Below are 11687 nucleotides of genomic sequence, written 5' to 3'. Positions count from 1 at the left end.
ACAAAAAAGAGTTTGCGATGCAAACTCTTTTTTATAACTGAATACTGAATACTGCTAACTGAATACTATCCCTTAATCCAATTTACCACTTCCGGATCTGTTGGCAGGGTTTTTGGAGAAATTACTTTTACTAATTCCCCTTTTTCATTGATAAGGTATTTTTGGAAATTCCATTTTACTTCAGAATCTTCCAATCCATTTTTAGACTTTTTAGTCAAAAACTGATAAACGGCACACATATCATCCCCTTTTACCGAAACTTTATCCATCATAGGAAAGGTAACTCCGTAGTTTAACTGACAAAAACTAGCAATTTCCTCATTAGTACCCGGTTCTTGTGAAGCAAAGTTATTGGCTGGAAAACCAACAATTACAAAACCTTTGGAAGCATACTCTTTATATAATGCCTCCAGATCTTTATACTGAGGTGTCAATCCGCATTTTGAAGCAGTATTGACAATCATAATTTTTTTGCCTTTTAGCGAAGCAAAATCAAACGTCTTTCCGTACAAATCTTCAACTTTGAATTGATAAATATTTTGTTTCACTTGTGCCTGAATTTGGATATTAAAAAGAAACATTGCGCAGAACGCTGCTATTATATTTTTCATAGTTTATTTTTTGATATAAAATTAAACAAATATCCCTGTTATTTAATGTTACAAATGTTAATAAAAACAGAAAGTATTTCTGGCTAAAATTCAGAATTAATTTTACTCTTCCCCATCTTCAGCTGATTGAATTTTGGTTCAGTATGGCACAAAAAAAAAGAGGTTCTAAAAAAACCTCTTTAATTGATAATTTTAATCAGATTCCCCCATGTAATTAATTTCCCTAAACCTAACCTACTAAATTAAAAAAAAATTACAAATCCTTAAAAATCATCATTTTGAATAGATACTCAAATATACAAATTCAAAACACTTACACCATAAAAAGATATATTTTATCGATAAAATACATGTTTTTTTAAAAAACATAAGTTTTTTACTACATAAATAAAACAAAAAACAACTTTATTAACCAAAAACAACAGTCTCATAAACAGGTGATTATAAAAAAGTCAAATTCATATTTTAAAATAGAATTCGAAAAACAATGTGATTTATATAAAAAAAGATGTTTCTAAAAGAAACATCTTTTAATGAAATAACAGACTGTTTTATAAGATGCCCCCATGTAATTTTATTATCCTAAACCTAACCTACTAAATTTAAAAATAAACCTTAAAACTACAAATCTTAAAAAATGTCTTTCTCTCTTAGTAAAAACAAATTTAATTCAAAAAAAGTATAAATAATCTACAAAATACCATTTTTAACGATTAAACACATAAAATTAAATATTAAATAAGATTTTACTTAACTAAGAAGCTACAGACTAAAAGTCCATAGATTTGGTTAGGCAGACTGAAAGTGCAAGGTTGGATTGCAAAAATTGATAAAATTTTGCCACAGATTCACAGATAAAAGATGATTTTAAATCTGTAAATCTGTGGCAAAAACTTTTTTAGAAGCTAAAGCGAGATGCACTGAAAGTACATAGTTTTAAACTCTGTTTGAGACCAATAAATAATTTAAGTTTTTAGTACTAATGTGAATAGCTAAACTTCAGGCTTTTAAAAAAATTGAGATTGCCCATAAAAAAAGATGCTCTTCTACGAGCATCTTTTAACCAAATAAAAACCAATAATATATAAGAGATAACCGTCTTTTAACTAACTATTGTAAACAAACCATGAAAAATAACCTTCTAACTTTACAAAGAGATCCATACCTCAAAACATCATCAGTAATGTATTTTCAAAGACCGTGCCAAAATCTTTAAACAACATTTTTTTACCGACAAAACATAATTATTTTTTCAAAATTGTAAGTTTTAACTTTTTTAATGCAGTTCAAAAAAAAATAAGGGCTACTCTTTCGAATAACCCTTATTTTCTATTTATGATAGAATCCTACTTCTTATAATACTTTTTATATTTCGGATAAGTAACTGCTCCAATCACAGAAATTGTCCCTAATGAATACCAAATCCAGCTTAGTGAATGTGCTTCTCCGCTTGCGTAGGAATGCAGTCCAACTAAGTGGAAATTCACACCATAATATGTGAATAGAATAGAGACAAAGGCAAACATACTCATCAGGTTAAAAATCCATTTTCCTCTTAATAACGGAACAAACCTAGCATGAATTACAAAAGCATAAACCATAATACTGATTAATGCCCAAGTTTCTTTTGGATCCCATCCCCAATAACGTCCCCAGCTTTCATTTGCCCACTGCCCTCCAAGAAAGTTACCTATAGTCAGCATAATTAAACCGATTGTTAATGACATTTCGTTGATATAGGTAATCTCTTTTATGTTCAGTTCCATCTTAGTTTTATTCTTTTCATTGGTGAAAAATATAAGAAGAAGCGACACAAAACCTAAAATCATTCCTAACGCAGTTGGTCCATAACTCGCTACAATAACAGCCACGTGAATCATTAACCAATATGAGTTAAGAACTGGCTGCAAATTGGCAATTTCTGGATCAATCCAATTCATATAAGCTGCTGAAAGTATCATTGACGTAACAAACGTAGCCGAAGCTACAGTTAATTTTGATTTTATATCGAAAGCTAAGCCAAAAAACATTGTCGACCAAGCCACGTAAACGATTGCTTCATAAGCATTACTCCAGGGTGCATGTTCCGAAATATACCAGCGTGCTCCTAATGTAATTGTATGCAAAACAAAAAGAATAGCAACAATTACATGCATCGAATTGACTAAAATGCGCATCAATTTTGAATCTTTAAAGATTTGAAGAATTGTAAATGTAAACATCAAAATCGATGCAAACATATACCAATAAGGCAATTTTTGAAGCAGGTCATATTTATTATAAGCAATCTCTAATTCTATTTTTTCTTCACTCGGTCTTACTTTACTGCCAAATTTTTTCTGAAAACCGCTGATGCTTTCCAAAAGATCATCAGCTGTTTTGTAGTTCTTTGTTTGAACAGCATGTCCCAATGTTCCAAAATAAAGAGGCAGAATACTTTTGGTATAAGTAGAATCCATTCCTTTCAAACCGGCATGCTCAAGTTCTAAATAAGAAATCCATTTATTATTTGGTTCATTAGGAATTGGAAAAATTCGTAAAATACTGCCACTCAATGCGGATTCCATTAAATTTACTTTCTTATCTGTTTCCACAAAATCTTTTTCAAACTGATTTGGATTTCCTGCTTTGTAAGCCGCATCAAGATAAGGCGATAATTTATAATTTCCTTTTGCATCAAAGAAAGCAATAAAGGGTGCATATGTATCTTTGACATCAACCCCAATTATATGGCGAATACTATCGTTACCCGGTTTTATATAAATCAGCGGAATTTCGATCCACAGCTGGGCACTTTGTGTCATCGATAAAAATACCTGATCCGAATTCATTCCGTTATACGTATCCGAATGACTTACTTTTCGCAGCAATTCTGATGAAAAAGTATTGATTGGTTTCATTCTTCCGCCAGCATCCTGAATAATCAGACGGCCAAACTTTGCTGCATGTTCTTTGGTTACTGTAAAAGCAGTCAATACTGAATCCAATTGCTTCTGAGTTGGTTTTACCCTTACATGAGCAGGACTTTCCATTTGCGAATCGGCTTTTTCCGCAGTATGATCGTGGTTATGTTCATGATCGTGCTCGTGATTATGCTCCTGGGCAAAACCTGTCAAACTAAAAAGCAATACCAAAACCGTAAGCAGTTTTGCTTTTTTGTTTTTAACTACTTCTAATTTTCTTTTCAGATCAGCAAAACGGGAATGTTTGACAAACAAAATTGCAATCATACTAAAAAACAATAAAAAATATCCAATGTAAGTGATTGTTGTTCCCCAATAATCATGATTTACAGACAACACAGTTCCCTTCTCATCAGGGTCAAATGATGATTGAAAAAAACGATAACCCTCGTGGTCCAAAACATGATTCATATAAATTCTGGCATCAAATGGTTTTACAGAATCCTGAACTGTTACCTGACTTTCAAAAGAAGAATAACTTTTTTCTGTACCAGGATATTTCTGTGCAATAAAATCATTTAGTTTTATCTTAAACGGTAATACATATGCTTTGCTTCCAAAGAAAAAGCTATACTCCTTTCCTCCTATTTTGACCGTTTTGGAATCCCCTACTTTGCCTTTTGATCCCAATAAAGAAACTGATTCTTCTTTACCATCAGCAATAAGCTTAACAACTAAAATATCTTCGTGGTTTTTCTCTTTGTAATCATTTTTTGTTTCGTAATCAATTACTCCTTTAACAGCCGGTTCTGGAAAAACAAAGCGGATATCGCCAATACTGTACAAAGAACGCATCATCAAAGGCTGTACAATATCTTTAACTACTTTACCCTGTAATTTATCTGCCATTCTCATAAAATTCCCTTCAAAAGGCATTTGAATCGTATAACTACTTCCAGTTGTATTTATATTAATAGCTCCTTCGGTAAATTTATTCAAGGCAAAAAGAACATTATGAATATTCTGCACCTCACCTGATTTCAGAAAATGCTCCTCACGGCCGCCATCACCTGCCTCAACCAATTTAAAATACAAAGTCCCTTTTGGATCCGGTTTTACATATTCTTTGGCTCCCATAATATACTTTTCATACCGAACTTCAAAAGGATTTCCTGCAAAATCACCTTTCAATGAAAAATCATTATCAGTTGCAGGAGATAACAAAACTGGTTTTTCAAAAACCCTGCGTTTCATTTCTCCTTTATATTCACCATCTACAAAAAGAGTTAAAAATGTTTTATCCGAGTAAAACTGATTCTCTGCAGCACCTTCGCGAATAGGCATCATTCCTTCATAACTAATGTAGCGTGTTATAAAAGCCCCGGCAATAATAAATATAAAAGCCAAATGCAGCAGTAAAGTTGCCCATTTTTCTTTTTTCAGCAATTGATAACGCTTGATGTTTCCTATAAAATTAATCATGAAGAACCCCATAATTGCTTCAAACCACCAAGTATTATAAATCAAAATTCGGGCAGTATCAGTATTGTATTTGCTTTCTATAAAAGTTCCTGTTCCCATTGCAATTGCAAAAGTCAGAAATAATATAGCCATTAATCGGGTAGAAAATAGGACAGAGAATAATTTTTTATCCATTTGGATGTGAATTTCGTTTAAATAAAGTGTCGCAAAAGTACTCAAAATTACACACTTTTTTAAAGGCCTAATTGTTAATTTAATCCAAAATTAAGGAGGTCTATTTTTGAAAAGAAAAACATAAATCTATCTGTCGAAGAGATAATTCTAAAAGTAAAAAGGACAAATGAGACTGCCTGAAAAAAAGGAAAGTCTCATCTGTAATTTCTTCTTTATATTTCTGTTCCAAAATATTTCTTTCGAAACCAAAAAGCTGCGTTTACTAATGCAATTAATGCCGGCACTTCGACCAAAGGACCAATTACGCCAGCAAATGCCTGTCCGCTGTTAATGCCAAAAACACCTATGGCGACTGCTATTGCCAATTCAAAATTATTGCCTGTTGCCGTAAATGCGATTGCGGCAGATTTAGAATAATCGGCACCAAAATGTTTTCCGACAAAAAAACTAAGAACAAACATCACCACAAAATAAACGACTAACGGAATCGCAATACGAATGACATCCATTGGAATCTGTACAATGAGTTCGCCTTTTAGACTAAACATTATCAGAATTGTAAATAATAATGCAGCTAATGTTATTGGCGAAATTACAGGAACATATTTTGTCTGAAACCATTCTTCGCCTTTCAGTTTGATTAATGTGTATCGGCTAATGATGCCGAACGCAAAAGGAATTCCCAAATAAATACCCACGCTTTCCGCAATTTGCCCAATGCTGATATTCACTTCAAAACCAGTATAGCCAAAATAAGGCGGTAAGATTGTGATAAAAACATAGGCATAAACACTATAAAGCAGCACTTGAAAAATACTGTTTAAGGCAATTAATCCTGCTCCATATTCCCGGTTTCCTTCGGCCAGATCATTCCAGACAACAACCATGGCAATACAGCGTGCTAAACCAATTAGAATTAAACCAATCATGTATTCGGGATAATCTTTTAGAAATAATAATGCTAATAAAAACATCAGTATCGGACCAACAATCCAATTCAGGAATAATGAAGCGCCAAGAACTTTGGTGTTTTTGAACACTTCACCCATTTGTTCGTACTTTACTTTTGCCAAAGGCGGATACATCATCAGTATTAATCCTACTGCCAAGGGAATATTGGTTGTTCCGCTCGAAAATGAGTTGATAAAACCGCTGCTTGATGGTATAAAATAACCTATTGAAACCCCTATTGCCATTGCAAGGAATATCCAAAGTGTTAAAAACCTGTCCAGAAATCCTAATTTCTTTCTTTTCAATACTGGTAAACAATTATTTGCTGCCATAATTATTGTTTAATTTGTGAAAAAACATAAATCATTTCGGCTGCAATCTGCAGGCTTCTTTCTTCGTATTTTTCTGCTTGCTGCGGTGTGTTATCAAATGCTTTTGGGTCTTCAAAAGTAATTGGTACACGCACTTCTGCTCCGGCAATAAAAGGACAGCCCTGATCGGCAGAAGAACAAGTCATAATAGCTGCAAAATCATTTTCAGGGTTAAAATCATCATCATAGGCTTTTGAAAAACCAATAATCGGGTGTTCATTTTTGGTATATTTTATACTATATATTGGATTGTTTCCGCCAGAAATGGTTTTAATTTTGAAACCCTGGTTTTCCAAAGTTTTTGCCACCATCGGAAACATTGCGGTCGCTTCTGTCCCACCCGAATAGCAAAATACATTTTTTATATTGAAATAAGCCGAGGCAGTCTGTGCCCAAACTTGTGACAAATGGCTCCTTCTCGAATTATGCGTACAGATAAGGTTTAATCTTATTTCCTGCTGGTTTGCAGCTTTGTTTTGGACAAAATTGACCAAAGGCTGCAAAATTTCTCTGCGTTCTGCCGAAATGTTCTCAATGTTTAAATTCTTAATTACTTTTTCTATTTCTGGAAATAGAATTGATTGGTTTGTGGTCATTTATTTTTTTAAATAGATTTATGATTAATACGAATCAAGACCTAACTGGTTTTAAAAAAACTGTTAGATCTCTTAAATTCCATAACTAGTTTAGCAGCATTTTGCTTCTGGAGCGCAGCAAGCTTTGGCATTAATATCTGACAATCTCACTTTCTGTTTTTCGGATGGAATTCCGCATTGATCTTGTGCTAAACAAGCAGTATGTTTGTTCAGTAATTCAAAATTTTCACCATTGAAGCCTAAATCATATTTACCAATTGTTGTGTTTTGATATTCAACTTCAATTTCAAAATCTTCTATACCCAGCACTTTTTCTGATAACTGAATAACATTTAAAAGTTTTTCGGGTTTCAGTCTGTGTTCAAAATCATTGGCATCCCAAAGCTGAAAATTCGCAACTGTTTCACTACGGACAGTTCCGCCGCAATCGATAAACCTTTTATTTATCAAACCCACTTCTGTAACGTGAAAATGTTCAGGAACAAATGTTCCGTTTGGCAATTGAAAATTTACAGTTTCAACTGTACCTAACAGCTTTTTAATTTGTGAAAGTTTCATATATGTAAATTTATTTGTTTAAGGTCAAATATGTTATCGCCTTTTATTTATTGGTGTTTGCTTGCAGTAAACTTGTAATTAATGGCGATTCCATAATAATTATATTTAAAATTTAACAACAATCTGTTTTCTTTCTTTCAATATGCTCGTTTACATTTTGAAAAAAACTTTTTATTTTTTCAAATCCTTTTTCGTCAATGCAATAGCAGATTGCATTTCCCTCAATACTTCCTTTTATTAATCCTGCATTCTTAAGTTCTTTCAAATGCTGCGAAATTGTTGGCTGTGCCAAAGACAATTCATTTACAATATCACCGCAAATGCAAGAGTTAACTTTTAAAAGATATTCGATAATAGCAATTCGGGCAGGATGTCCCAATGCTTTTATCAAAATTGCCAGTTCGTTTTGATTTTCAGTGTAAAAATCTGTTTTAGTCGCCCCCATAGTTATATTTCTATATTGCAATATTACGATATTGCATTTGAACAAAAAAATTAAAGCCCATTTTTATCAGATTATTTTTAAAATAAAGACTGAATATGCATAATAACTTACAAGTTTTACCGTTAAACCAGATTAAAAAATTGAAATCAAAACTTCACTTTTTTTGTTAATTTTGCCGAATGATTAAAATAACAATTATAGGTTCTGGGAATGTTGCACAACACCTCATTGATGCTTTCGCAAAAAATAAAGCGATAGATATCATACAGGTATTTTCAAGAAACCAAAGGCAGATTATTCCAAATCTTGATTCAAGCAAAATCATCAATGACTGGAATGCTTTGGCAGAAGCCGATTTATATATAATAGCGGTTTCGGATGATGCCATTTCAGAAGTTTCTTCACAGTTACCGTTTGAAAACCGTCTGGTTGTTCATACATCCGGGAGCGCACCATTGACATCATTGAACAGGAAAAACAGGAAAGGGGTATTTTATCCGTTACAGACATTTACCAAAGGAAAAACAATTGATTTTAAAACCGTTCCATTCTGCTTGGAAACGGAATTTGAAAATGATTATACATTACTGGAAAAAACTGCAGCTTCTATTTCGGACAATGTGCAGGCCATTGATTCCCATCAGCGAAAAGCATTGCATGTAGCAGCCGTTTTTGTGAATAATTTCACGAATTATCTGTACCAGTTAGGAAATGATATCTGCCAGGAAAATCATGTATCTTTTGATATTTTAAAACCACTGATTCTTGAAACTGCCGAAAAACTACTGACGCTTTCCCCAAAAGATGCCCAGACAGGTCCGGCAAAACGCAATGACATTTCGACAATTGCGGCTCATGAATCTTTTTTATCCAATGAAAATCAATCAACAATTTATAAAATACTAACACAATCTATACAAAATCATGGCAAAAAGCTATAAAGAAATAATGAATGATATAACTGCGTTTATTTTTGACGTAGATGGCGTGCTTACTGACGGTTCCGTATTTGTTTCCAATGAAGGAGAAATGCTGAGAACAATGAATATACGTGATGGCTATGCCTTAAAAGCGGCTGTCGAAAGCGGTTATCATGTATGCATTATTTCTGGCGGAAGCAATGAGGGCGTTAGAATAAGACTGCGGAATTTAGGAATTACTAATATTCATTTGGGCACACCAGACAAAGTAAAAACTTTCAAAGAATATACTGATCTTTACGGCATCAACCCTGAGCAGGTTTTGTATATGGGAGATGATATTCCAGATTATCACGTTATGAAATTAGTTGGACTGCCTGCCTGCCCACAAGATGCAAGTCCCGAAATCAAAACAATTTCGGCTTACATATCACATAAAAACGGCGGTAAAGGAGCAGTACGCGACGTGATTGAACAAGTAATGAAAGTACAGGGAAAATGGACAACTCATTTTGATGGAAAACTTGACTAAAACATCCATAAGTAAACAGCTATTAACAAATAACCACCAATAACCCTTCGCAATTCACAATGAAGTATCTCAAATTAATACGTTTCCAAAATTTACTAATGCTTGCTCTGATGCAGCTGCTTTTTAGATACGGATTTTTAAATTTCCAAAATATCACTTTGGCACTAACTGATTGGCAGTATCTATTATTAGTATTGGCAACAGTCATGATTGCTGCTGGAGGCTATGTGATAAATAACATCATGGATCAGGCAACGGACAACTACAACAAGCCAAAAAAAGTTGTTGTCGGCAAAAGCATATCCGAAGCCAGTGCCTATAATATTTATTTTTTTGTCACTGTACTGGGTGTTGGTATTGGTTTTTATCTATCAAATGTAATTGCAAAACCTGGATTTGCATCTATCTTTATTATTATTTCGGCTACCTTATATCTGTATGCCACAAGCTTAAAACAAATGCTGCTCATCGGCAACTTTGTTGTAGCTTTTTTATTGGCATTTAGTGTAATAATCATTGGTGTTTTTGATCTTCTGCCAGTTATCAATCCAGAAAATAAAATCGAAATGGCCGAACTGTTTTCGATACTTATGGATTATGCAGTATTTGCATTTGTAATTAATTTTATCAGGGAAATTGTCAAAGACATGGAAGATATCAGCGGAGATCACAAACAAGGAATGAATACATTACCTGTCATTTTGGGCTTAAAACGTACATCAAAGATTGTCTTTGTATTAAGTCTGATTCCTTTGATCATGATTACTTACTACATCAAAAATTACTTTTTACCCAATGATCTGCATTTGGCTACATTATATTCCTTGACATGTATAGTCTCTCCTTTAATTTATTTTACTATAAAAATAGATCATGCAAAAAAGAAAAAAGATTATCATCAGCTGAGCACTATTTTGAAACTAATCATTTTATTTGGCTGTTTTTCGATTGCCGTTGTCACTTATAATATTCTTCACCATCATCATGCTTAAAGAAAAACTAAAAAACTATAAACTTATTTTAGCTTCGGGTTCACCGAGGAGACAGCAGTTTTTTAAAGATCTGGATTTAGATTTTGAAATTAGGCTAAAAGAAATCGAAGAAATTTTCCCGCCAGAATTAAAAGCTGAAGAAATAACTAATTATCTTTCTTTGCTGAAAGCCAACGCTTTTGAAGGAGAATTACAGCAAAATGACATATTGATTACCAGTGACACTATTGTCTGGCACAATAATTGTGCTTTAGGAAAACCGAAGGATCATCAGAATGCATTTGAAATATTGAAGTCATTATCAAATAGCACTCACGAAGTCATCACTTCGGTATGTTTTAAGACAAATTTATCTTTTAATTTAATCACCGAAACAACAAAAGTGACCTTTAATGCGTTAAGTGACCAAGCAATACTTTATTATTTGGAAAATTACAAACCTTATGATAAAGCTGGAGCTTATGGAATTCAGGAATGGATTGGTTTTATTGGAGTTTCAAAAATAGAAGGTTCCTATGCAAATGTTATGGGAATGCCGACAGATAAAGTATATGAATATTTAAATAATTTATAAATAACTGAAAAAAATAAATGATTTTTTTTGATCAATATCTGAAAGAGCAGATCAGCACAGGAGTATTGCTGATAATAGTTATTTTATCTCGAACACTAGTATCAAAATTAGTGAGAAGATATGCCAAGACAAGCCAGATTATTGAAAGAAGAACAAATTTAGTCATCAAATATATCAACATCCTTATTACTATCATGGCATTAATTACCCTGATATTAATTTGGGGAGTTCAGGCCAAAGATATTTTCATTACGCTTTCGTCTATTGCCACGGTGATTGGGGTCGCAATGTTTGCACAATGGTCAATTTTGAGCAATATTACATCGGGAATAATTTTGTTTTTTTCATTTCCCTTCAAAATAGGAGATGTTATATTAATCCATGACAAAGATTATCTGGTGGAAGGTGAGATTGAAGATATTGGAGCTTTTCATGTAACAATACGTTCTAAAGAAGGAGAAATTGTTATTTACCCAAATAATTTATTTTTTCAAAAAGGAATTTCGATAATTAAAAAACCGCTGCATTCTAATGATGAATACACCGATTAATCAGCTAAATTTATTTACTAATCTAAA

Annotated in this window: 11 protein-coding genes; 5 read left to right on the top strand and 6 right to left on the bottom strand. The window is 33.0% G+C overall.

Annotated elements, in window-relative coordinates; all coding sequences use genetic code 11:
* Positions 1-65: 65 nt before the first annotated feature.
* The 6 genes from IRZ80_RS14470 to IRZ80_RS14445 form a co-directional block, all read right to left on the bottom strand.
* Entirely contained in the window at positions 66-611 is a 546-nt protein-coding gene (locus IRZ80_RS14470; RefSeq protein ID WP_194642287.1) for a glutathione peroxidase, read from the bottom strand.
* Positions 612-1957: 1346 nt separating this feature from the next.
* Positions 1958-5170: a cytochrome c biogenesis protein CcsA gene (gene ccsA / locus IRZ80_RS14465; RefSeq protein WP_194642286.1), complete on the bottom strand. Its 3213-nt coding sequence runs from the start codon at positions 5168-5170 to the stop codon at positions 1958-1960.
* A gap of 212 nt (positions 5171-5382) precedes the next feature.
* Complete coding sequence (gene arsB / locus IRZ80_RS14460) at positions 5383-6453, bottom strand: ACR3 family arsenite efflux transporter (RefSeq protein WP_194642285.1); 1071 nt, start codon at positions 6451-6453, stop codon at positions 5383-5385.
* Between the two features lie 2 nt (positions 6454-6455).
* On the bottom strand, positions 6456-7088 hold the full coding sequence (locus IRZ80_RS14455) for a low molecular weight phosphatase family protein (protein WP_194642284.1): 633 nt from the start codon (positions 7086-7088) through the stop codon (positions 6456-6458).
* Positions 7089-7178: 90 nt separating this feature from the next.
* Positions 7179-7646: a DUF6428 family protein gene (locus IRZ80_RS14450; protein WP_194642283.1), complete on the bottom strand. Its 468-nt coding sequence runs from the start codon at positions 7644-7646 to the stop codon at positions 7179-7181.
* A 112-nt stretch (positions 7647-7758) separates the two neighbouring features.
* Complete coding sequence (locus IRZ80_RS14445; RefSeq protein WP_194642282.1) at positions 7759-8091, bottom strand: ArsR/SmtB family transcription factor; 333 nt, start codon at positions 8089-8091, stop codon at positions 7759-7761.
* Between the two features lie 179 nt (positions 8092-8270).
* On the opposite strand from IRZ80_RS14445, the gene IRZ80_RS14440 reads away from it, so the two are divergent.
* The 5 genes from IRZ80_RS14440 to IRZ80_RS14420 are packed head-to-tail and all read left to right on the top strand — an operon-like array spanning position 8271 to position 11660.
* On the top strand, positions 8271-9032 hold the full coding sequence (locus IRZ80_RS14440) for a Rossmann-like and DUF2520 domain-containing protein (protein ID WP_194642281.1): 762 nt from the start codon (positions 8271-8273) through the stop codon (positions 9030-9032).
* On the top strand, positions 9016-9543 hold the full coding sequence (locus IRZ80_RS14435) for a KdsC family phosphatase (RefSeq protein WP_194642280.1): 528 nt from the start codon (positions 9016-9018) through the stop codon (positions 9541-9543). Before IRZ80_RS14440 ends, IRZ80_RS14435 begins: the two co-directional genes overlap by 17 nt.
* Before the next feature lie 59 nt (positions 9544-9602).
* Complete coding sequence (locus IRZ80_RS14430) at positions 9603-10535, top strand: geranylgeranylglycerol-phosphate geranylgeranyltransferase (protein ID WP_194642279.1); 933 nt, start codon at positions 9603-9605, stop codon at positions 10533-10535.
* On the top strand, positions 10528-11109 hold the full coding sequence (locus IRZ80_RS14425; protein WP_194642278.1) for a Maf-like protein: 582 nt from the start codon (positions 10528-10530) through the stop codon (positions 11107-11109). The genes IRZ80_RS14430 and IRZ80_RS14425 overlap by 8 nt, the downstream gene beginning before the upstream one ends.
* A gap of 17 nt (positions 11110-11126) precedes the next feature.
* A complete protein-coding gene (locus IRZ80_RS14420) occupies positions 11127-11660 on the top strand; it encodes a mechanosensitive ion channel family protein (protein ID WP_194642277.1) in 534 nt (177 codons plus the stop codon).
* Positions 11661-11687 lie beyond the last annotated feature (27 nt).

Origin of the sequence: Flavobacterium sp. HJJ, assembly GCF_015351475.1 — a bacterium.
GTDB lineage: Bacteria > Bacteroidota > Bacteroidia > Flavobacteriales > Flavobacteriaceae > Flavobacterium > Flavobacterium marginilacus.
Note: the sequence above shows the minus strand (reverse complement) of the source record. Positions and strands in the feature narration are given on the sequence as shown.